The sequence below is a fragment of the Rossellomorea aquimaris genome (assembly GCF_003315075.1).
Lineage (GTDB): Bacteria > Bacillota > Bacilli > Bacillales > Bacillaceae_B > Rossellomorea > Rossellomorea aquimaris_C.
In genome coordinates, this window is record NZ_QNRJ01000002.1 from 279588 (window position 1) to 301864 (window position 22277).

General features: G+C 40.8%; 23 protein-coding genes and 1 other annotated feature. All 23 genes read right to left on the reverse strand.

Going from position 1 to position 22277, the window contains the following annotated elements:
* Positions 1-16: 16 nt before the first annotated feature.
* The 23 genes from DET59_RS03840 to spoVE all read right to left on the reverse strand — a co-directional run bounded on the left by DET59_RS03840 (position 17) and on the right by spoVE (position 22241).
* The gene (locus DET59_RS03840; RefSeq protein ID WP_113968280.1) at positions 17-1345 is read right to left on the reverse strand and encodes a uracil-xanthine permease family protein; all 1329 of its coding nucleotides are present in this window, start codon (positions 1343-1345) and stop codon (positions 17-19) included.
* Positions 1346-1493: 148 nt separating this feature from the next.
* Positions 1494-2039, reverse strand: a complete 546-nt coding sequence (gene pyrR, locus DET59_RS03845; protein WP_113968281.1) for a bifunctional pyr operon transcriptional regulator/uracil phosphoribosyltransferase PyrR — start codon at positions 2037-2039, stop codon at positions 1494-1496.
* 186 nt (positions 2040-2225) lie between these two features.
* Positions 2226-3137 (reverse strand): RluA family pseudouridine synthase, encoded by a 912-nt coding sequence (locus DET59_RS03850; protein ID WP_113968282.1) that lies wholly within the window; start codon positions 3135-3137, stop codon positions 2226-2228.
* On the reverse strand, positions 3085-3603 hold the full coding sequence (lspA, locus tag DET59_RS03855) for a signal peptidase II (RefSeq protein WP_113968283.1): 519 nt from the start codon (positions 3601-3603) through the stop codon (positions 3085-3087). The genes DET59_RS03850 and lspA overlap by 53 nt, the downstream gene beginning before the upstream one ends.
* Positions 3604-3711: 108 nt before the next feature.
* Positions 3712-3993 (reverse strand): hypothetical protein, encoded by a 282-nt coding sequence (locus tag DET59_RS03860; RefSeq protein WP_113968284.1) that lies wholly within the window; start codon positions 3991-3993, stop codon positions 3712-3714.
* A gap of 132 nt (positions 3994-4125) precedes the next feature.
* Complete coding sequence (gene ileS / locus DET59_RS03865; protein WP_113968285.1) at positions 4126-6897, reverse strand: isoleucine--tRNA ligase; 2772 nt, start codon at positions 6895-6897, stop codon at positions 4126-4128.
* A gap of 106 nt (positions 6898-7003) precedes the next feature.
* Positions 7004-7241, reverse strand: a binding site (T-box leader).
* Positions 7242-7291: 50 nt separating this feature from the next.
* On the reverse strand, positions 7292-7807 hold the full coding sequence (locus tag DET59_RS03870; RefSeq protein WP_113968286.1) for a DivIVA domain-containing protein: 516 nt from the start codon (positions 7805-7807) through the stop codon (positions 7292-7294).
* 89 nt (positions 7808-7896) lie between these two features.
* Positions 7897-8667, reverse strand: coding sequence for a YlmH family RNA-binding protein (locus DET59_RS03875; RefSeq protein ID WP_113968287.1), 771 nt, complete (start codon positions 8665-8667; stop codon positions 7897-7899).
* A gap of 97 nt (positions 8668-8764) precedes the next feature.
* Positions 8765-9028 (reverse strand): YggT family protein, encoded by a 264-nt coding sequence (locus DET59_RS03880; RefSeq protein WP_113968288.1) that lies wholly within the window; start codon positions 9026-9028, stop codon positions 8765-8767.
* Positions 9029-9036: 8 nt separating this feature from the next.
* On the reverse strand, positions 9037-9480 hold the full coding sequence (locus DET59_RS03885; RefSeq protein ID WP_113968289.1) for a cell division protein SepF: 444 nt from the start codon (positions 9478-9480) through the stop codon (positions 9037-9039).
* A 16-nt stretch (positions 9481-9496) separates the two neighbouring features.
* Entirely contained in the window at positions 9497-10171 is a 675-nt protein-coding gene (locus DET59_RS03890; RefSeq protein WP_113968290.1) for a YggS family pyridoxal phosphate-dependent enzyme, read from the reverse strand.
* Positions 10158-10994: a peptidoglycan editing factor PgeF gene (gene pgeF / locus DET59_RS03895; RefSeq protein ID WP_113968291.1), complete on the reverse strand. Its 837-nt coding sequence runs from the start codon at positions 10992-10994 to the stop codon at positions 10158-10160. The genes DET59_RS03890 and pgeF overlap by 14 nt, the downstream gene beginning before the upstream one ends.
* 50 nt (positions 10995-11044) lie before the next feature.
* Positions 11045-11332: a YlmC/YmxH family sporulation protein gene (locus DET59_RS03900; protein ID WP_113968292.1), complete on the reverse strand. Its 288-nt coding sequence runs from the start codon at positions 11330-11332 to the stop codon at positions 11045-11047.
* A 145-nt stretch (positions 11333-11477) separates the two neighbouring features.
* On the reverse strand, positions 11478-12254 hold the full coding sequence (gene sigG / locus DET59_RS03905) for an RNA polymerase sporulation sigma factor SigG (protein WP_113968293.1): 777 nt from the start codon (positions 12252-12254) through the stop codon (positions 11478-11480).
* A gap of 201 nt (positions 12255-12455) precedes the next feature.
* Positions 12456-13175 carry an RNA polymerase sporulation sigma factor SigE gene (gene sigE, locus DET59_RS03910; RefSeq protein ID WP_113968294.1) on the reverse strand — a complete coding sequence of 240 codons (720 nt, stop codon included), beginning with the start codon at positions 13173-13175 and terminating at the stop codon, positions 12456-12458.
* 53 nt (positions 13176-13228) lie between these two features.
* The gene (gene spoIIGA / locus DET59_RS03915; RefSeq protein ID WP_113968295.1) at positions 13229-14155 is read right to left on the reverse strand and encodes a sigma-E processing peptidase SpoIIGA; all 927 of its coding nucleotides are present in this window, start codon (positions 14153-14155) and stop codon (positions 13229-13231) included.
* 302 nt (positions 14156-14457) lie between these two features.
* Positions 14458-15624 carry a cell division protein FtsZ gene (ftsZ, locus tag DET59_RS03920; protein ID WP_113968296.1) on the reverse strand — a complete coding sequence of 389 codons (1167 nt, stop codon included), beginning with the start codon at positions 15622-15624 and terminating at the stop codon, positions 14458-14460.
* Between the two features lie 41 nt (positions 15625-15665).
* A complete protein-coding gene (ftsA, locus tag DET59_RS03925) occupies positions 15666-16964 on the reverse strand; it encodes a cell division protein FtsA (protein ID WP_113968297.1) in 1299 nt (432 codons plus the stop codon).
* A gap of 115 nt (positions 16965-17079) precedes the next feature.
* Positions 17080-17442, reverse strand: a complete 363-nt coding sequence (locus tag DET59_RS03930) for a small basic family protein (RefSeq protein ID WP_113968298.1) — start codon at positions 17440-17442, stop codon at positions 17080-17082.
* A 15-nt stretch (positions 17443-17457) separates the two neighbouring features.
* Positions 17458-18171 carry a DUF881 domain-containing protein gene (locus tag DET59_RS03935; protein WP_113968299.1) on the reverse strand — a complete coding sequence of 238 codons (714 nt, stop codon included), beginning with the start codon at positions 18169-18171 and terminating at the stop codon, positions 17458-17460.
* A gap of 72 nt (positions 18172-18243) precedes the next feature.
* Entirely contained in the window at positions 18244-18945 is a 702-nt protein-coding gene (locus DET59_RS03940) for a DUF881 domain-containing protein (RefSeq protein ID WP_258549570.1), read from the reverse strand.
* Positions 18929-19714, reverse strand: a complete 786-nt coding sequence (locus tag DET59_RS03945; RefSeq protein WP_113968301.1) for a cell division protein FtsQ/DivIB — start codon at positions 19712-19714, stop codon at positions 18929-18931. Before DET59_RS03945 ends, DET59_RS03940 begins: the two co-directional genes overlap by 17 nt.
* Positions 19715-21140: 1426 nt before the next feature.
* A complete protein-coding gene (gene spoVE, locus DET59_RS03950; protein ID WP_113968302.1) occupies positions 21141-22241 on the reverse strand; it encodes a stage V sporulation protein E in 1101 nt (366 codons plus the stop codon).
* Between the last annotated feature and the right edge of the window lie 36 nt (positions 22242-22277).

Consider the following 22277-nt stretch of genomic DNA (forward strand, 5'->3'; position numbering starts at 1 on the left):
ATGTTAAAAGGTGCTTCTATGCAACATCATGCTTAGCATTTTCTTCTTCGAATAAGTTGTTTTCCCCTTCGCTTTCTTCTCTGCCTGGTAAGACAAGGTTAAGGAGAACTCCGACAATCGCTGCAAGAGCCATTCCGGATAAGGAGACCTGCTCGTTGACCTTCACGAATGCCCCTCCTACCCCGATCACCAGGATCACTGAGGAAATCACCAGGTTCCGCTTGTTTCCTAAGTCTACTTTGTTATCAATCAGCATGCGCAGGCCGCTAGAGGCGATGATTCCGAACAGTAGGATGGACACCCCACCCATGACGGCGGATGGAATCGACCCGATCAAGGCTGTTATCTTTCCGATAAACCCGAACATGATGGCAAGAACCGCGGCTCCTCCGATGACGAAAACACTGAATACCCGTGTTATGGCTAATACTCCAATGTTTTCACCATATGTTGTATTAGGTGGTCCACCGAGGAAGGATGCAATCACAGTTGCTACCCCATCCCCAAGAATGGAGCGATGAAGACCTGGTTTTTCAATGAAGTTTCGTCCTACTACTTTACTTAGGACCATCTGGTCTCCCGTATGCTCTGCCAAGGTTACGAGGGCAACAGGTACCATGATGGACACGATTTCCCAAGAGAAGCTGGGCGTGTAGTCAACGAATGGGATAAAGAAGTCCGGCATTTGAAGGAGCGGAGCATCCAATACTTGTTGAATGTTCACTAGTCCCGCAAAAGCCGCTATGGTATACCCACCAACGATTCCGGCTAAAATCGGCACCATTCCGAGAAAGCCTTTAAAGTATATCGAGCAGATCACGGTAATGCCCAGAGTGGCAAGAGCTACCATGAAGTGTGTGTTGCTGTAAACCAATTCTTCTGCTCCGGGATTTTCATACATGGCCATATTAACAGCCGTTCCTGCCAGTCCTAATCCAATAACCATAATCACAGGTCCTACAACGATCGGTGGAAGAATCCGCACAAGCCATTTCAGCCCCAGCTTTGAAATGAGCAATGCTACGATTCCGTAAACGATTCCGGCGAGGAAGCTTCCCATCATGGCCGCCTCAGGACCTCCAAAGCTCTTTGCAGCTAAGATAGGTGCGATGAATGCAAAGGATGAACCTAAATATGCAGGGATTCTTCCCCTTGTGATCAATAGGTAAGCAAGTGTTCCTAATCCACTTGAGACAAGGGCAACCCCAGGGCTTAACCCTACCAGGAATGGAACTAATACCGTAGCCCCAAACATGGCGAATAGATGCTGTATACTCAATGTGATCCATTTTCCTAACTTCGGTACTTCTTCTACATCTAACACAACTTGATGATTTTGATTCATTTATGTTTCCTCCTCTAATACCCAAATTTCCCCATAAAAAAACCCTCTTTGTCCTAAAGAGGGCACAAAGAGGGTACAAGAAGGCCAATTTCTACCTTCATTCCCATCCTTTGTCAGCCTCACGGGACCACTCTTAAAAGGACTTACGTTATTCTTTTTCGTGAATTGCAACGATGTCTTCCTGATCGACCTCTGTTAAGGCAACCATGATTTTTTCGGAGCTTGATGTAGGAATATTTTTTCCGACAAAGTCTGCCCTTATCGGTAATTCTCTATGTCCCCGGTCAACCAGGACTGCAAGTTGAATTTGACTTGGTCGTCCAAGATCCATTAAGGCGTCCAAACCTGCCCGGACGGTTCTTCCTGTAAATAATACATCGTCGACCAGGATGACTTTCTTGTTCGTAATATCTACAGGCAGGTCAGAACCTTTGACCTCTGGTTCATGATCCTCTGTTTTCTTTGATAAGTCATCCCGGTATAGGGTGATGTCTATTTCCCCTACAGGAATTTGCTCACCTTCTATATCATGGATTCGCTCGGCTAACCGGTTAGCGATGTAAATGCCTCTTGTTTTGATTCCAACCAAAATACAATCTTCAATCCCTTTGTTACGCTCGATGATTTCATGGGCTATTCTTGTCAGCGCCCTTCGAATGGCGGGTTGATCCAATACCGTTGCTTTCTTTGTCACTTTCGCCACCTCGTTTCTTTAAAATAAAAAATCCCTCTCACCGTAGGGATGAGAGGGTACACTTATCGTTGTAATCTGATTGCACGCCAAAACGATTTGGTCGTACATGCTCCTTCTCAGCCTCACGGGACCGTATTAAAGGTACTTATTCAATTAACTAAATCATAAAGGTCCAGTCGAAATTTGTCAACGATTATTTTCAAGATGCTTCACAAGTTTAGTGAACTCCGGCGGTAACTCCGCGTTGAATTCTATATATTCTTCTGTTCTGGGATGGACAAAACCTAACACTCCAGCATGAAGGGCCTGTCCCTCTATGCTCAATGTCTTACGTGGTCCATACTTTGGATCTCCGGCAAGCGGGAAGCCGATATACTTCATGTGCACACGGATTTGATGCGTTCGACCCGTTTCCAATTCACATTCGACTAATGTGAAATCTTTATAGCGATCCAGCACTCTGAAATGTGTCACCGCTTGTTTGCCGTTATCCACTACAGCCATACTTTGGCGATCTTTAGGGTCTCTTCCGATCGGAGCATCGATGGTGCCATATTCGTGGGGAATGAGGCCATGTACGATGGCTGTATATTTTCTTGTAACGGACTTTTGAACAAGCTGATTTACCAAATGCTCGTGAGCCATGTCATTTTTCGCCACCATCAGTAAGCCGGAAGTGTCTTTATCTATACGGTGGACTATCCCCGGTCTTAGAACTCCATTAATGCCTGACAGGTCTTTACAATGATACATCAATCCATTCACCATCGTCCCTGAATAATGCCCAGGTGCAGGGTGAACGACCATTCCCTTTGGCTTGTTTACAACGATGACATCCCCATCTTCATAGGCAATGTCAAGATTAAGGTCTTCCGGCTCAACATCCAGCTCTTCGGGTTCCGGGATCGAAACCTCGATGACTGCTTCGGCAGGACATTTAAAATTAGGTTTGACTGCCTCACCATTTACTTTAACATGACCTTCTTTTATCCATTGTTGAACCTGTGAACGGGACCATTCCTTGTTCAACTGACTTACGACTTTATCAATTCGTTCTCCCTGGTCTTCCTGCTGTATGTGGTGCTGAATTACTTCCATTTTTGTTCTCCTTCTTTGCTTTTCGTTCGTCTAAATACATGTAAATTAGTAACAATGCTACTCCAATGGTTAATGCTGCATCGGCAATATTAAAGATCGGAAAATCATAGGAAAAGATGTATGTATTTAAGAAATCAACCACTTCTTTTCGAAAGACACGGTCAATAAAGTTTCCAATAGCTCCACCAAGCATAAAGGCTAAACTTAGACTGAATAAAGAATGCCCTTTTGCATGGACTTGCATATAATACACGATACCTACAATCACTACTACTGTAATAATGTAAAAAAACCACATTTGCCCTTGAAGTATTCCCCATGCTGCACCTTGATTTCGATGAGAAGTAAGATATAAAAAATTGTCTATAATCTTTATACTTTCTCCTTCTGTCATTCGTTTCACAACCAACCATTTTGTTAATTGATCGAGTCCAATCACAACCAAAGCCAATAAATAATAAAACACAAAGGCAACCTCCGAACATCGTAAAATGATTACCTTTGCATTTTAGCATAAAAGGGGAAATAAAGACACTTAAACTAAATGAGAACGATGAAACCCGGGCTTAAGTTCTCAGGAATATGATGAGATCTTTCCAAATCGTCTCCATTCCAATGCACCATGAAGCGTTGTGCAGGTCGGGTTCATCATTATGAAATCAAAGGGGATTTCTTCTCCGCTCATTTCACAATAGCCGTATTGATTATCTCTAACACGATTTAAGGCTTGTTTCACTTCGGTAATTTCATCATCAATATACTGCTGAATTAAAGGATGTTGAGATCGACTTGCCTCTAGCTCTTGCAAGGATGTTGCCAGCTCTTGAACAATGGATGTGTATCGGTCATATGTCATCTTTGATCCCTCCATTTATAGTATGGGGGAAACACACCTGAAAATTGTGTTGCAAGATATAGCAATTTTGGAATTAGAAAAAGACAAATAAAAAAGGCTGACTCACATAAAATGCGGGTCAGCCTTTTGGTATTATGACAGGTGAGAATAGCTTTCTTTCACTACTGATGCACAGCGTGTGCAAAGCGTAGGATGATCCTTATCCTCGCCTACTGTGGTTGTGACAACCCAACAGCGGTCACATGTTTCACCTTCGGCTTTTTCGACGACAATATTGTTTTCACCAAGACTTAATGCATGTTCTGGTGCCGCGTTCACTGCCCCACCGATTTCAAAGGCGGACACGATGAACAATTGTTTTAAGTCTTCCTTAATGGAACCGAGTAAGGCTCTCGTTTCATCATTCACGTAAAGGGTCACTTTAGCCGTTAATGATTTCCCGATCATCTTCTGATTACGAGCTTCTTCGAGTCCCTTTAACACATCATCCCTTAGCTCCAGGAATGCATTCCATTTTTTCTTCAACTCATCAGCATTCCTTAACTCTTGCACTTCAGGCATATCAGTCAGTTGAACACTTTCTCCTTCTACTCCCGGGATATGAGCCCACACTTCATCAGCTGTATGAGTAAGGATTGGAGACATCAATTTCGTAAGAGCAACCAGGGATTCATATAACACGGTTTGAATGGCTCGACGCTCGAAATGGTTTTCTGACTCGATATATAAAACATCTTTCGCAAAGTCTAGATAGAATGAACTTAAATCCAACGTACAGAAATTATTTACCGCGTGATAGATGCTTGCAAACTCATATTTGTCGTATGAATTCCTCACATTTTTCACAAGATCATTCAGCTTCACAAGCATGAATTGATCCACTTCTCTTAATTGATCGAAGGATACCGCATCGGTACTTGGATCAAAGTCAGAAAGGTTTCCTAATAAGAAACGGTACGTATTACGGATTTTACGATACACTTCAGCCACTTGCTTCAAGATTGGATCTGATACACGAACATCCGATTGATAATCAACCGATGCCACCCAAAGGCGAAGAATATCGGCTCCAAGCTGCTTCATCACTTTTCCAGGAACGACTACGTTCCCTAACGATTTACTCATTTTTCTTCCATCGCCATCAAGAGCAAATCCATGACTTAACACGCCTTTATATGGAGCTTTACCCGTCACTGCTACACTTGTAGTCAAGGAAGAGTTAAACCATCCGCGATATTGGTCAGAGCCCTCTAAATAAAGATCTGCAGGACGTTCGAGGTCATCTCTTTCTTCAAGTACCGCTTGATGTGAAGAACCTGAGTCAAACCAGACATCCATGATATCCTGTTCTTTTGTGAACTTCCCATTAGGACTTCCTTCATGGGTGAACCCTTCAGGCAGAAGATCCTTCGCTTCTTTTTCAAACCAGATGTTTGAACCGTATTCACGGAAAAGCTTTGATACATGCTCAATGGTTTCATCTGAAATGATCTCCTGGCCATTTTCCGCATAGAATACCGGGATTGGAACTCCCCATGCACGCTGTCTTGAAATACACCAGTCTCCACGGTCCCTGACCATATTGTACAGGCGTGTTTCCCCCCATGCAGGTACCCATTTAGTTTCATTAACGGCTTCCAGCAGTTCTTTACGGAATTTATCGATTGATGCAAACCATTGTGCCGTCGCTCTAAAGATAACAGGCTTTTTCGTACGCCAATCATGTGGATAGGAGTGAGTGATAAAGTTAAGCTTTAACAATGCTCCTGTTTCCTGTAACTTTTCGGTGATCGGCTTATTGGCTTTATCATAGAACAAGCCTTCAAATCCAGGTGCTTCTGAGGTCATGACTCCTTTATCGTCTACGGGACATAACACTTCCAAACCATATTTCTTTCCTACCAGGAAGTCATCTTCCCCGTGTCCTGGGGCGGTATGAACACATCCAGTACCAGAATCAGTCGTAACATGGTCCCCAAGTACAACCAGGGAATCCCGATCATATAATGGATGTTTTGCCACCATATGTTCAAGCTCCGCACCTTTAAGCTTTTTGGATACTGAGTAATCTTCCCATTCCAGATTCTTCGCAACTTCTTCCAATAAATCCTCTGCCACTACATAGCTGCTTTCTTTCACATTTACAACGACATAGCTTAGATCTTCATGGACGGCAATTCCCAGGTTGGCAGGAATCGTCCAAGGAGTTGTCGTCCAGATGACTAATTGAGTCCCTTCTTCAAGAACACCCTTACCTTCTGTAACGGCGAAACCAACGTAGATGGAAGGAGAGCGCTTATCCTGATACTCGATCTCTGCTTCTGCTAAGGCTGATTCACTTGAAGGGGACCAGTACACTGGCTTTTTACCTTTATAGATATAGCCTTTCTTCGCCATATCGCCGAATACTTTAATCTGTTGAGCTTCGTACTCAGGCTTTAAAGTAATATATGGATTATCCCAATCACCACGTACCCCTAATTGTTTGAACTGAGTGCGTTGGTTATCAACTTGCTCATAAGCATATTCCTCACACAATTTACGGAACTCAGCGATAGTCATTTCTTTACGCTTCACGCCTTTATTCGTTAACGCCTGCTCAATCGGTAAACCATGAGTGTCCCAGCCTGGAACGTAGGGTGCATGAAATCCGCTCATGGATTTATAGCGAACGATAAAGTCTTTAAGAATTTTATTTAATGCATGACCCATATGAATATTTCCATTGGCGTATGGAGGTCCATCGTGAAGAACAAATAAAGGACGATCACTCGTTCTCTCTTGCACTTTTTGGTAAATGTTCATGTCTTCCCATTTCTTCTGTGTATCCGGTTCGCGTTTCGGTAAATTTCCTCTCATTGGAAATTCCGTCTTGGGCATCAATAATGTATCTTTATACTCCATGAAATCTTCCTCCTAAACGTTTCTCTTAATTGCCATCTTTTCTAAATCCCGCGATTCTTAATCAGGCTATCCCAACTGGAAACAAAAAAAAGCTTCCTCATCCCTGGAAAGGGACGAGAAAGCTTTTCCCGCGGTACCACCCTCATAAAGATCTAAATCGATCTTCACTCGTATTGATTCGTAACGTGAACAAGACGCTATTCATTACTCTCCAGAAGTGAATTTCATGAGTAGAGCTCGAGGGTGATCTTCCGTACCTTTGTTCCTTGTCGGGCTTACACCGTCCCCGACTCGCTAGAAAGGAAATATCATAAGAAACGTACTGTCCCTGTCTTAGCCTTCAATATGGCAATTTAGATTGTTGTTCAATTATATGAAAGTATTGCGCTTTTCGTCAAGACAATGTCTCTTCTTCTTTTAAAGTTTTTAAATCTGTTGCGTCCAGATCTAATTCCATTAATTGATCCCAGTCATTTGTATCCAGTAAATCAAGCTGGGCTTCGATTAACATTTTGAAACGAGTTCGGAACACCTTTGACTGCTTCTTGAGCTCTTCAATCTCGATGGCAATTTTACGTGCTTTAGATAATGATTCGTTAACGATGCGATCAGCATTCTTCTCGGCTTCCTTAATGATCAGCTTCGATTCTTTCATTGCATTACGCTTAACTTCTTCCCCTGCTTCTTGAGCAATGACGATTGACTTGTTTAACGTTTCCTCGATGTTTGTAAAATGACCTAATCGTTCATTCAAGGAGTTTAAACGTTCTTCCGTTTCCTTCTTCTCGCGGATAAGAATTTCATAATCCTTAATAATTTGATCTAAAAATTCATTAACCTCGTCCTCATCATAACCACGAAAGCCACGACTAAATTCTTTATTATGTATGTCTAATGGCGTTAAAGGCATGGGAGCCACCTCCAGTACTTGGTGAATTACATATTTATTATAACTAAAATTTCGACAGTATGTGGGAGAATTCCTTTAATTTTCTTAAATTATTTCAGTATTCCAACAGAAATTCGCCATTTATCCCGTTTCGTTCTTCCTTCAATGGACATTAACTTACTTCTTCCATATCCTCTTGCTGAAATTACATCACCGGCTTCTACTTCAAACGAGGCATTTTCGACCGTCTTCCAATTGACTTTTACATGATTGCTTTTGATCAATGTTTGAGCTTTTTGGCGGGAATCATTATAGATTGCTGCAAGAACGACATCTAACCGCAAGGAGCTGACAGTAGTCACTTTTTCCATCCATTCTTCCTTACTCTCGATTCGATCCTTCACCGGAATATCCCTCATGGAAATCTTCGCTTTGCCAATTTGTGTGAGTTCCATCCGGACGTATTCAGAAATCTCATCTGCTAGCATGAGTTGAATGGTATCGTCCTCAGATAATATATCCCCGAATTTTTCCCGTTTCAACCCTAATGACATGAGAGTCCCTAATACCTGTCTATGTTCTATTGTAACAAACTTGGACGGGTACTGTATTTCAAATAACTTAATACCAAAATCTTCTTCCTCAGGCTGATAATAAGAGGGATACAATAAAGCTCTTTTCCGTTCCGTATTTTCCGGAAAGAAGGAAAGGATGATTTCATCGTTATTCCCAATGACGGACTCGACAATATGCTGCTGCCTTGGGTCCAAAAAGTCCGTCCGTTTCGCCGCATATTGGTTCTCCACTGCCAGTTTCCACTCCAGTACAGCATCCACAAACTCTTTCTCATCCGGCCTGAAATGTTGATAAATCGAAGACACATGCTCACCTCCTATGTGATTTACCCAAAATAAAAGAACTGAAACTGTTCAATCCGGTTTCAGTTCTTTAAAGGATATTTGATCGCATACTGGACGATTAAATCAGCCATCTAAATAATTGGTATAAACCAGATTGTGCCAGGTTCAATACAATGAATGCCACGATTGGTGAAATATCAATCATCCCGATTGAAGGAACAAAACGTCTGAACGGCTCTAAATACGGTTCGCATATTCTTGATAGGAACTGACCAATCGCCGTCTCCCTTGCATTTGGAAACCAGGACATCAGGATATAAATGATAAGTGCCCAGGAGTAAATTTGAATAAGGTTCGATAAAATATCATAAAGCAACACCATAATTTACATTACCACCTCGAATCTGATAGATCTTCTTCTTTTAAGAATTCAGAGATATTCCCGCTCACTTCCACATTATCAGGCGTACAAAGAAAAATATTATCTCCAACACGCTGAATGTCGCCGCCAATTGCGTACACAGTCCCACTTAAAAAGTCGACAATGCGTTTCGCTTGATCATGTTGAATCCGCTGTAAGTTTACCAGGACAGAGCGTCTATTCTTTAAATGATCAGCAATCTCTTGAGCTTCTGCGTATACTCTCGGCTCAACCAGAATCATTTTGGAAGACTTTTGAACACTTTGAAGACTTACAACATTTTGTTTCGAATTTGAAAGCTGCGACTTCATGGGCTTTTTCTCCTCGTATTCTTCTTCAAACTTTTCTTCTTCATAATCATATTCATCTTCATCCAGCAAAAAGAACGTTTTAAACTTTGACTTGATACCCATTTGTATTCATCCCCTCTCAGTCATTTCCAACTAATGCAGTTCCAATACGAATAAACGTAGCTCCCTCTTCGATTGCAATCATGTAATCATTGCTCATCCCCATGGATAATTCTGTACAAGGGGCGTAAGGAAGGTTTAATGCGTTGATTTCTTCCTGGATTGTTTTCAACTGTCTAAAACAAGTCCTTAAGAATGGTTCATCGTCCGTATGTGGAGCCATCGTCATTAATCCTATGACTTTAATATTTGTGAAGTCTTTTAGACTCCCGATAAATGGTTTTACTTCTTGAGGAGATAACCCATGTTTAGAATCTTCTCCCGAAACGTTCACTTGAACAAAACAAGACACAGGCTTGTCCGCTCTTTTATGAATTTCTTTGGCTAATGACAGACGATCCAGAGAATGTATGTATGATACTTTATCAATGATGTTTTTTACTTTTCTAGTTTGCAGAGATCCGATAAAATGCCACTGAGGTTTGTCCTGTAGAACATCCCACTTGGATAGCAGTCCTTCGTCACGGTTCTCACCTAAGTGTATGAGACCGGCTTCAACCGCTTCTTCGGCTCTCTCAATTGAAACGTATTTAGTGACCGCTACAACATGTACGTCGTCAGAATTTCTTCCACTGCTTTCACATGCATTTTTAATATTTTTCCTGATGATTTTAAATTTTTCAGATACCTTCATCATTTTTCTCCTTCCAGCCAATGAAGCTCATGATTCTTCCTGTATTCCCACCATCTCTTCTGTAGGAGAAAAACTCATTGTGACAGGATGAACAATAACTAGAAGTGTGGATTTGTTCAGCATTTAAACCAGTTTGCACTAAAAGCTGTTCATTCAGCTTCTTTAAATCGAGGTAATATTGTCCCTCTTCCTTTAAATTATAGGGTAAGTCGTTTTCATCTTCTAGTGTTTTTTTCACTTTATCGATCACGTAGTCATCAACTACATAGCAATTCTTACATATGGATGGCCCGATCACAACCTCCAGGGAAGACATGGAGGCCCCTTTCTCCATATATGCATCGACCATTTTGGGCCCTATTTGTGAAACAGTACCTTTCCATCCGGCATGTGCCAATCCGATTGTACCCGAATCTTTGTCCAGGAAATAGAGGGGAACACAATCCGCATAGCACATCGTTAAAAGAATATTTCCATCTCCTGTAATAAAACCATCGGTATCCTTGATGCTCGTGTGATAGTGCTTTGAACCTTTTCCCATGTCTACTTCTCCAACTTTATGAATATTGTTTCCATGGGTTTGTTCAGCAGCTGCCCACGATTCAACAGGCATCATTAAACTGGAAGCAAGTAATTGACGATTACGAACCACTGAACATTCATCGTCTCCCACGTGCAATCCCATATTTAGAGATTGAAATGGTCCTGTACTGACACCACCCCATCTGGTCGTGATCCCTGCAACTAGACCAGGATTATCTTTCGTCCATGAATTTATTGAATAATAAGATTCTGTTTCTCTATTGAAAGGCTCCTTAGACACGTTGAATCTCCTTCGTTTTTATTAAGTGTACCATAGTCTCCAAAGATTCGTCATGTATCGGGGGCTTGTTTCGGTTCCTGCAGTTGACCTTGAATATAAGAACTTTCTTTATATCTGACCAGAATAACGTCTTCCCCTATTTTCACAATACTGCTCCAAGGAATCACAATATCTTCATCTTTTCCGAAGAAACCCAGTATCTTCCCTCCACTTCCGATGACAATGGCCTCGATTCTTCCAGTATCCAGGTTAATTTCTATATCCCCTATATTCCCTAATTTCCGACCGTCTGATATACTCACGACATCTTTCACCTGAAATTCAGATATACGCACCATCTGATTTCACCCTCTCTTCTTGTTGTTTCTCCTTGTGTACTATCTATTCAAAAGACTGTTCATTTACCCAATTCAAGTAGTTATTACTAGTATATGCAACAAAAAAAAAGGCAGACCTACCCGAAGGAGATCCGCTTTTCTTTTCTTATTGAATATTTTTGTTCATTTGTTTGATTGCTGCTTTTTCGAGTCTTGATACTTGTGCTTGTGAGATGCCGATCTCGTCAGCCACTTCCATTTGTGTTTTCCCTTGAAAGAAGCGTTTGCTGATAATCAATTTTTCACGATCATTTAATCGTCTCATTCCTTCTTGAAGAGCTATTTCCTCAATCCAATGGAAATCGCGATTCTTTTCGTCGCTTAGTTGATCCATCACAAATATTGGGTCTCCCCCATCATTATAAATGGGTTCAAACAAAGAGACGGGATCTTGTATGGCATCCAATGCAAATACGATTTCCTCGTGGGATACATCAAGAACTTTGGCAATTTCTTCTGCAGTCGGTTCCTTGGATGTTTCCCCCATTAATTTCTCTCTAACTTGTAAAGCCTTATACGCAATATCTCGTAGTGAACGGGACACTCTTATTGGATTATTGTCTCTTAAATATCGACGGATCTCCCCGATGATCATCGGAACCGCGTATGTAGAGAATCGAACGTTTTGACCTAAATCAAAATTATCGATGGATTTCATTAATCCGATACACCCTACTTGAAATAAATCATCAACATACTCACCACGGTTATTAAAGCGTTGAATTACACTTAAGACGAGGCGTAAATTCCCATTTACAAGTTTTTCTCTTGCGGTAATGTCGCCGGCTTGCATTTGCTTGAATAGTACTCTCATTTCATCATTTTTGAGAACTGGTAATTTGGAAGTATCTACACCACAAATCTCGACTTTATTACGTGTCATTCTTTCCCCTCCTTGTAGGAGCTGCTGTACAAAATTCAGTATTTCCTTGAAGAGGAAAAATATGCATTTCATTCTGGCAAGCAATGGTTCATACTCTCCAAATCCCTTAAGATATCTGGATAAATTCATATAAAAAAATTTATAATGGTTTTAAACAAAAAAAACTGACCTCCTCTATTGAGAAGGTCAGTTCTTGACAGGTTATACCATTTTATTGAATTCCTTCTTCAGACGCTTAATAATCCTCTTTTCTAAACGGGAGATATAGGACTGGGAGATTCCCAGCATATCCGCTACATCCTTTTGGGTTTTTTCTTCTTCTCCCATTAGACCGAACCGGAGCTCCATGATCTGTTTTTCACGATCAGAAAGCTGGTGAAGAGCGTTAAAGAGCAGTTTTTTGTCTACGGTCGCCTCAAGATCTTTTGTTATAATATCTTCATCTGTTCCGAGTACGTCCGATAATAGTAATTCATTCCCGTCCCAATCAATATTGAGTGGCTCATCAAACGAAACTTCAGAACGGATTTTATTATTTCTTCTTAAGTACATAAGGATTTCATTTTCTATACATCTGGAAGCATACGTAGCTAATTTGATTTTTTTCTCTGGATTGAAAGTGTTTACTGCCTTAATCAGGCCGATCGTACCAATGCTGATCAGGTCTTCAATATTAATTCCTGTGTTTTCAAACTTCCTGGCGATATACACGACTAACCTTAAGTTTCGTTCAATCAACAGAGAGCGGGCAGCTTTATCACCTTTAGGCAATTTATTGAGTAATACTTCTTCCTCCTCTTTCGTCAATGGAGGGGGAAGTGCTTCACTACCACCTATGTAGTAAATTTCATCTGTCTTCAGTCCAAGTTTGATTAACAGTTTGTACCAATAGTATAAAAATTTGAATTTGAATTTTTTCATTGTTGCTCCCCCTTCTATTTCTTTAAATTGTGAGTATAGTAGTAATAATTGATTTAAGAAACGTTTAGTACCGGCTTACGCGAAGCCATTTTCGGATGAACGATCGCTTGAAAATTCCCATCTGCTGAAAGCGGTTCCTCCCTGAAGGCAATCAGTCCATTCGGGATCGCCCACTCTGATTCATGATCCTTTAGGATGAGAGAATCAGGCTTTATAGCAGCCAGAAGTTGACTTTTTCTTCCAACTGATTGGGCGGGGACAATTCTCATCCGGTCAGACCAGCGTGTGTCGATATTTTTCTCTCCAGAGAAGATTTCATCAACATCATGGCATAGTGCCCTCACTTCTTCTGGAATTCCCCCCTCTATCTCAGCGATGGAGAGTATCATGACCGGACTTTTGGATATGGGGTCCTGAAGTTGGTTTCCACTGTCAACAAGACCGTTTACGGTACATTGAAAATCTTCAATTTTTATGGTTACTTTCAGAAGCTGATCATACTGAAGCTTCACATGCTCAATGCTATCCACTCTGCCCTTAGAAAAATACCAGGCAAGAGGCAGGGCCAGCATAACAAATACCCAGCTTATCGGATCTCCAAATCCACGGATGCTTGCAAGCAACATGGAGGATTCTGTACCAGGGTCGAAACTTATAAAATAATGAGTCCCAATTAATATCCCACCTGTAAAAAAGGTAACAAAATAGAACATAAGAAGATTTGTTAAGTAATAGCGCAATCTTCTATACCCAAAAGCTGAGTACACCATGATAATTGAAAATAATAATTTTATAAGAGGGTTTCCTATTAGAGTTGCAAATGGTGAAAAGGCCAGAAGAATTATGATCGATCCTATCAAACTGCCAAGTCCAATTCTCCAAAGGGCATATTGTCTTTTTAAGATGATTCCAGTTAACCATAATAAGAAAAAGTCTACCAACAGATTTAACAACCAGATGACATCCAGATATAAGGTCAATCTCTACCCTCCTTTTGAAACTTCACCCAGTGACAGTTATTTAAATTTCAAGATAGGAATGACTTATCAGAAGTATATCGTACATACCCTTTAAAAGGTTGTCATTTTTTGTATGCTTTAGAGGAAAACTTTTCAGAGATAAGAGCGAAATATGTCACTAAATATATCCCTGAATCGAGGTATAAAAATGCTTTTGGGAGTGGATTTTAATTTGATGGATATGAGGAAATAAATATGCAAGCAAACAGCCCCGAAGGCATCGATGCCTTCGGGGCTGTTTAACTTTTCTTATGGTCAAGCAATTATCTGCGACGGTTACGGTTGCGTAGGAAGGTTGGGATATCCAGTGTTTCTTCCGCTCCCTGATTTTGATTGGAAGAGGTTCTCACCGGCTCTTGGTGTTGAGGCTCTTCACGTTTAGGTTGTTCGCGCTTGATAGATTGGCTTGGGTTTGGACTTTGATTTGGTTTCATTCCACCAAATGTTGGTCGAGTTTGCTTTGGAGGTTGAATGACCTCTTCATTAAACCCGGTTGCAATAACGGTTACGACGATATCATCTTTTAATTCTTCATTAATTACGGAACCGAAAATCATGTTTACTTCTTGATCTGAAGCAGATGCAACAATGTCCGCAGCTTCTTGAACTTCATATAGACTTAAAGATGTGCCGCCTGTAATGTTCATCAGTACACCTTGAGCTCCATCAATGGATGTCTCAAGTAATGGACTTGAAACGGCTTTTTTTGCAGCTTCCGTAGCACGATTCTCACCAGATGCTGCACCGATACCCATGAGGGCTGAACCTTTGTTAGACATAATTGTCTTTACATCGGCAAAGTCAAGGTTAATAAGACCAGGAGTTGCGATTAGATCTGAGATACCTTGAACACCTTGTCTTAATACGTTATCTGCTTCTCTGAATGCTTCAAGCATTGGCGTGCTCTTATCTACGATCTCAAGCAGACGATCGTTTGGAATAACGATAAGAGTATCTACTCCTTCTTTCATTGCAGCGATACCACCGCTTGCTTGATTTGAACGCTTTCTGCCTTCAAAGGTGAAAGGTCGTGTCACAACACCGACCGTCAATGCTCCGATTTCTCGGGCAATTTGAGCGATTACCGGGGCTGCACCAGTTCCGGTTCCCCCACCCATTCCAGCCGTAACGAAGACCATATCCGCTCCTCTCAGAGCCTCTTCGATCTGTTCTTTACTTTCTTCAGCAGCTTTTTTACCCACTTCCGGATTGGCACCTGCTCCTAATCCTCTGGTTAATTTACCACCGATTTGCATTTTTATTTCAGCTTTTGATAGATTCAAAGCTTGTGCATCTGTATTGACAGCGATAAATTCAACACCCTGTACACCATGCTCAATCATGCGGTTTACAGCGTTGTTACCTCCACCACCGACACCGATAACTTTTATTGTCGCTAAAGAATCTAAATTTGTATCAAACTCCAACATGACAAATCCTCCTAACTCGTCGAATCTATGGATTCCTTTATTTATTCAAAGAAGTATCCAAAGAACTTTTTCACTTTTGACATGGCCTTTTCATCTTCATGTTCTTCTTCTTTTACCTTCGCAGGTTTTGGCTTTTTATTAGCTGGTTTCGATTGACGCTTCTCAGCAGCCTCTACAGGCACTGGCTCTGCACTAACAGATCTTCCTTGTAATCTAGCATTCTTTTGAGCGTATTTAATTAAACCTACTGCAGTCGTATACTGAGGTTCCCTAACTCCAATATAATCAGGGATTGCCACCCGTACACGATTTTGGAAAACGATTTGTGCTAATTCTAACACACCTGGAAGATTTGCTACACCACCAGTTAACACATATCCACCTGGCAGGTCTCTGATTCCCATTCGTTTCAGCTCATGGCTAATGAGGTCTAAAATCTCTTCCAGCCTTGCTTCTATGATATCAGAAATTTCTAATTGATTAAATTGCTGGTGTTGATCGCTACCAATAATTGGCACACTGAACACTTCATCTTCTGATGCATGGTCATAATAAGCATGTCCATATTTTGTTTTGATTTTCTCTGCATCGTCTGTTGAGGTTCTTAATCCAATCGATAAATCTTTAGTAATATGTTCTCCCCCAACAGGCAGTACAGTTGTGGCTTTAAGGTGACCATGTTCAAAAACCGCTATCGTTGTAGAGCCGCCGCCAATATCGATTAACGCAGCACCCAGGCTCTTCTCATCCTTTGACAAAGCAACTGAACCAGCTGCAAGTGGTTGAAGAACGATATCGACAATTTCAAGGCCGGCCTTTTCTACACAACGGAGAGTATTATGTAAAATCGTCTTAGATCCCGTAATGATGGTGCCTTCCATTTCCAATCGAACACCAATCATTCCCCGGGGATCTGTAATCTCATCCAATCCATCAACAATGAATTGTCTTGGGATTACATTGATGATTTCTCTTTCTGGAGGAATAGAAACAACCTGGGCTGCATCCATCACTCTTAGAACATCTTCATCACCGATTTCCCGATTATCACTTGATACTGCCACTACACCATGACACGATTGAAGCGACACATGGTTCCCGGTAATACCTACGATGACCTGGCTTATAGATAAACCAACCATCCTTTCCGCTTGTTCAACTGCTTTCTTAATTGTATGAACAGTTTCGTCTATATCTACGATGGAACCTTTTCTGATTCCTTCTGAGTTCACATTTCCTACACCGATAATGTTTAAGGAATCATTTGTCATTTCACCAATGATTACTTTTACTGTGGATGTACCGATGTCTAGGCTAACGTAAATTTCATTGCTGTTCACTCTATGGCACCTCCTTAAAGAATGTTTATTTGGAACAACAACCCTAGAAAAACACTATTCTAAGTATATCTTATTATGATATTCGTCGTAACAAAAACGATTCCCTTTTAAAATTCTAATTTTTTTCTCTTTTTTCTTGATTATTTGACCAATTGCTAATAAGTATTCGTCTAATCACTGCAATGTTCTGGAATAACCTTACCCCAAAAGCAAATACAGCCGCCAGATATAAGTCTACACCAAGATGTACACCTAGAAAAGCTAAACTTGCTGCTAGTAAAATATTAAAAAAGAATCCAGAAACAAAGACCTTATCATCATAAATATTCTGGAGGTGGGCACGTATGCCGCCAAATAATGTATCCAACGCTGCCAGGACGGCGATCGATAAATAATTCGAGTACTCATCTGGAATTCTAATATCTGTAAGAAGCCCCAATACGACCCCTACCAGCAACCCTAAAAGGGGAAGCCACATATTACCCGTTCCCTCCTATTCCTTCACCGGTTCCATTAAACGGACCCGGATGGTATCTTCATATGGTGGAACCACCACTTTTTCTAAAGGCTTTGAAATTGAGACTCGAAGATTATCGATAAAGAAGTCCTCAACAGACTGGGATACCTGCATTCGGTTATACAACCCTTTAGCAGTCTCTAAGTCTTTGGTTAATACTCTCACTTCAAATGGTATTTTCTTTATTGAAAATCCATCCACCTTGGTTTCTCCATTAATATCCCGAATGACAGAGGTATTGATTAAACGATGACCATCGATGGAAATATCCATTGCTTCATATTGATTCAGTTCATTTACCAGTCTTTCCAGCAGTTCCGGCGATATATTCTGAACTTTTTCGCCAAGGAGGATCTCTTCCATGGCAGGTTCAATCGTTAATATGACACCAGGTCCTGTTTTCTCAGTCAAACCTGCTTCTGTTTTCAATTCCTCTAACGTTTGTTTTAACGCACGTTCCGGGCTCGACTGTTGCTCTGTCTTATATTGTTCCAACTTTGCTTCAACTGCACGCATTTCTGCATAGAGATCGGAATTGACTTCTTTTTCTTTTAATAATGCATTTCTTAGTTCCCATATATCTCGTGTATCCCGGACAACAGGTTCTTTGACTGTTTGGAACTGTATAGCAATCATAAACCCAATAATAATCGTAATAATGGTAAAACTTATTTTTAATTTGTTGTCCATTCATTGCACCTTACTTTCACAGCTAACCCTTTCTCGGTAACAGTCCGATTATTCCTTGGGACCATTCACTGCTTATGATTCACTAATGCTAGGTTCTAAAATTACTGCATTCTTTTTTTCCAGTTTAAAAATGATATTATCATTTACAAGCTGGTCTTTAACGCCGCCTGTGATATTCATGGCTGATGATAGTACTTCGGGATCTCCAATAGCTGTAATTTCAAATGGAGCGGGATATTCGATTCCATCAATTTGAATAACGGGACCGTTACACAGTATGTATGAATCATGCTTTAGCCTTTGTCCATTTATAGCTACGACAGAAGCTCCCGCAATGTATAATTCATTGATCACCTTAAAGACATGGTGTTCATGAACAATATAATTATTGGCGTTTTCTTCATTGGAATCGTAGTCAGCGTCTGATAACGTCACGTTTATCCCAGGGCCTTTCACTTTTGTTTTGCCCAGGTACATACGATATTTCTCCGCATCTTCTGCCAGGTTAAAATATATTTGTTTCTCTTTAGAGAATTCCTTCTCCATGTTGACGACCTTTTCCTGTTTTTCATAGAGTTCTTCTTGCAGATTATTATTTTTCTGCTGATACTCAAGGATTTGATCCCTCAATGCTTCTTCCTGTTTCCACTGACCATTCGTTCGATTCCCAAGTTCCGCTTGCTCTGTGTTAGCCAGACTGAATGAAAAAGCAAGGATGAAACCTAACACCAGACAAACAAGAGAGAGGATTACGTGCTTACCTCTCACCCTCATCCTCTTCATCGCTTTGTTCACCTTCCGTTTCATATGCCCTGAAATAAGAACCTACCTCTAAATCGATGACACCTTTCACTGAAGGGTCCAATTGACTGACAATAGAGGGATAATGCACCATTTTCTCTGAAAAGGTCCGGATGGTGGCACTGACTTCAAATCCATCATTCATGAATAGGGTCAAGTGATATTGATCTGTTTTCTTTGGAACCAGGTTAATCTCAGATATGAGGTGCTGAACTTCTTTCGGAAGCTCCCCTAATTCTTCTACCATTTTCACTAAAGCCTTGTCTTCCTCGAAACCTCTGAGTAAAGGAGCATCAACGGGTATTGACTCTGTACCTTTATTCAGAACGTTCCCATTCTCTAATATGACAAAGAATTTATTATCTTTCGATAGATATGCCTTTTTATCATATTCTTGGATGTGTATTTCATAGGAATTCGGAAAGGACATTTTTACCGTCGCATTTTTTACTTCAGGAAGTTTCTTTAGTTGTTTCACGGTTTTATCTTTGTTTACACTCCACAAATTCATGCCGCTGTCAATTCCACTTTTCTGAAGAACCGCCTCATTTGAAACAAGTTCATTCCCGTGCACCACCACTTCTTTTACATGACTTAAAGGTGATTGAAAGTAAACAACCGATAGAATCATAAGCAAGAACAAAGAAAGTAAAAACAGCAGTCTGCGATTCGCTTTCTTTTTTCGGTGTTGTTTTAATTTAGGAATACGATCTTCAAGGGAAACAACATTTTCTTTTTTCATTTCGTTCTCCTCAATTTCACTTTGTATTCATTAAGTCATGAATAAGAGAATTCTCACCACGTCTTATAATGAAAGTACTCTTTACATTGGGATACCTTACATTCTATATGAAGGCAGCAAATGTTAAAAGAGGAACAGAACGTTATTTTCTGCCATATGACATAATGTTGAACAAGAAACCATTATGGTAGAGTTGAAGGATGGATATACCGGTGTTTGTTCTCAGATAACGAATCAAGGTAATCCAGCATTTTCTAAGCTACATTGTCCATACACCTTTTCGTATATGTACGTCCGTTCCTTTTCAGAAAGAAGCCATCCTATTTAATACACTCTTGCACTCTATTTTAAACACCAATTTCGACATAAAGAAGGTATGTCATTGAATTGTAAAAGATTTGGTTAACAAAAGTAATAAACTCTCCTTTATTTTGAAAAGGTCTGATCATAATGCATTACGTATATGTAATTAATTGTAACATCTCACCAATGATTATCCTATCGTTATTTCAATAAAAACAAGGAATTTCAGCGTTTTTTCTTTCATTCAAAAAGCTCTTTCGTCAACATTGTTATTTACACACAGAAAGAACGGCCGTTGAGTATACTTGTCGCTCCTTTAGAATCTCGCCCACCCATTAATGCGCGAAATACAATAAAAGTGAATTTTCCTTTTGAATGAGTGCTAGTGTGAAACATAGTCCGTTCCTTTTCGCTCCAGGCACTTGCTTTCCGCGGGGAGGAAGTCAAGCCTCCTCGGGCTTTGCCCTGTGGGGTCTCGACCTTTCCTCTATTACCCGCAGGAGTCAAGTGCCTTCCGCTACAATCCACTCTGTGCTACTAAATCCTTACTGCTTGTATGTATAGATACACAAATACAAAAACAGCTCCTATTCTAAGTATGTTAAGAGTTTCTCCCCCTAAAACAAAGTATCTACAAAGGAATAAAAGAAGATTTTATGTTAACACCTAAATCAATGAATCATTGAACAATCTTTCAAATGAATCAAACAATGCTCCAACGGTAAATAACTTCTTGTAAAGAGAACGATAGTCCGTATTCTCTAGATTGTTTTTGTGACTGTTAAGCTTTGTCACGAAATTTTCTTATAGATGGTGAGGGGAACTGTGTAGACTCCTCCGGAAGTACGGGCGTGCGAAGACCCCATTCGGCTAAGCTTAGGATGCATGGTCGAACGCTTGCTGCAAGCGGAGCAGTTCCTTTCACCGTCCCATCATAAACTAATTTGACTGAGCTCCATGCAGTTCTTATGTTATAGAACAACAATCTTTGCAAAAAAACCATTCAAAAAGAGACTGACCGTAAATAACAGGGGAGGATGTGAATGATGGGTTCCTGGCTATCAGGATTTTGCCCTTCACTTCTTCCGAGCTGTTTTTCACAGTCAGTCTCTTTATTAAGTCATTACCGTCTCGTATAGCGGCTAATATTCAGGAGCACTCCGACAGCCATTAGCATGAGGGTCAATGAGGAGCCCCCATAGCTTAGAAAGGGGAGTGTGATGCCCGTAACCGGCATGAGGCCGGTTACGACCCCAACATTGATCATCACTTGGATCGCAATCATTGAAACGATCCCCAACGCGAGAAAGCTTCCGAATAAGTCAGGAGCCCCTAGTGCAATTCTGATCCCTCTCCATAAAATCAAAGAAAACAGAAGAAGGACCAGTGTTCCCCCGATAAAACCGAGCTCTTCTGCTAAAATGGCAAAAATAAAATCGTTTTGAGGTTCGGGCAAATAGAAGAACTTCTGCCTGCTCTGTCCCAGGCCCAATCCGAACAAACCTCCCGGGCCGATTGCATATAGTGACTGAATGATCTGGAAGCCGCTATTCAATGGATCCTGCCATGGATCCAGAAAGGAGGTTATCCGTGCAATGCGATAAGGTGCAGATATAACAAGTCCAATGAAGCCGACTAATCCAATCATCCCGAGACCGACAAAATGCATGATCCTCGCTCCTGCAATAAAGATCATCACTACTGAAGTACCAACCATGACAGTACCCGTACCCAGATCCGGCTGGAGCATTATCATTCCAAAAGCAGCGAATACCAAGAGAAGCGCCGGCAGGACTCCTTTTCTAAAAGAAGTAATATACTTCTGGTTTTCCGATAAATACTTTGAGAGAAACGCAATCATGGCAAGTTTCATAAATTCTGAAGGCTGAATGGAAAACGCCCCTACTCCTATCCAGCTCCTGGAACCATTTCTTAGAACCCCGATACCCGGGATTAACACCAGTACAAGAAGGACAAAGCAGATGATGATGATGATTTTCGCCCAATTTTTCCAAGTCCAATACTCTACATTCATGATGAAAAACATAGCGAATAACCCTACGCCCGCAAAGAGCACTTGCCTTTTGGCAAAGAAAAACGAGTCATCAAATTTGTAGTCAGCCCATACAGCGCTTGCGCTGTATACCATAATCAGTCCAATCGCAAGTAAAGTGAGTGTAACCATAATGAGGATAAAATCGGGAGTCGATTTTTTTAAAGGCAATCTTAAACACCTCGAATAGACAAATTTTGAGCCGTT

Bases quoted from the DNA above. Each gene is read 5' to 3' on its own strand.
- DET59_RS03840 (WP_113968280.1), bottom strand. From the start codon at position 1,345: ATGAATCAAAATCATCAAGTTGTGTTAGATGTAGAAGAAGTACCGAAG.
- DET59_RS03850 (WP_113968282.1), bottom strand. From the start codon at position 3,137: ATGGAAGTAATTCAGCACCACATACAGCAGGAAGACCAGGGAGAACGA.
- DET59_RS03860 (WP_113968284.1), bottom strand. From the start codon at position 3,993: ATGACATATGACCGATACACATCCATTGTTCAAGAGCTGGCAACATCC.
- ileS (WP_113968285.1), bottom strand. From the start codon at position 6,897: ATGGAGTATAAAGATACATTATTGATGCCCAAGACGGAATTTCCAATG.
- DET59_RS03870 (WP_113968286.1), bottom strand. From the start codon at position 7,807: ATGCCTTTAACGCCATTAGACATACATAATAAAGAATTTAGTCGTGGC.
- DET59_RS03880 (WP_113968288.1), bottom strand. From the start codon at position 9,028: ATGGTGTTGCTTTATGATATTTTATCGAACCTTATTCAAATTTACTCC.
- DET59_RS03885 (WP_113968289.1), bottom strand. From the start codon at position 9,480: ATGGGTATCAAGTCAAAGTTTAAAACGTTCTTTTTGCTGGATGAAGAT.
- DET59_RS03890 (WP_113968290.1), bottom strand. From the start codon at position 10,171: ATGAAGGTATCTGAAAAATTTAAAATCATCAGGAAAAATATTAAAAAT.
- DET59_RS03900 (WP_113968292.1), bottom strand. From the start codon at position 11,332: ATGGTGCGTATATCTGAATTTCAGGTGAAAGATGTCGTGAGTATATCA.
- sigG (WP_113968293.1), bottom strand. From the start codon at position 12,254: ATGACACGTAATAAAGTCGAGATTTGTGGTGTAGATACTTCCAAATTA.
- sigE (WP_113968294.1), bottom strand. From the start codon at position 13,175: ATGAAAAAATTCAAATTCAAATTTTTATACTATTGGTACAAACTGTTA.
- ftsZ (WP_113968296.1), bottom strand. From the start codon at position 15,624: ATGTTGGAGTTTGATACAAATTTAGATTCTTTAGCGACAATAAAAGTT.
- DET59_RS03930 (WP_113968298.1), bottom strand. From the start codon at position 17,442: ATGTGGCTTCCCCTTTTAGGGTTGCTGGTAGGGGTCGTATTGGGGCTT.
- DET59_RS03935 (WP_113968299.1), bottom strand. From the start codon at position 18,171: ATGGACAACAAATTAAAAATAAGTTTTACCATTATTACGATTATTATT.
- DET59_RS03940 (WP_258549570.1), bottom strand. From the start codon at position 18,945: ATGAGGGTGAGAGGTAAGCACGTAATCCTCTCTCTTGTTTGTCTGGTG.
- DET59_RS03945 (WP_113968301.1), bottom strand. From the start codon at position 19,714: ATGAAAAAAGAAAATGTTGTTTCCCTTGAAGATCGTATTCCTAAATTA.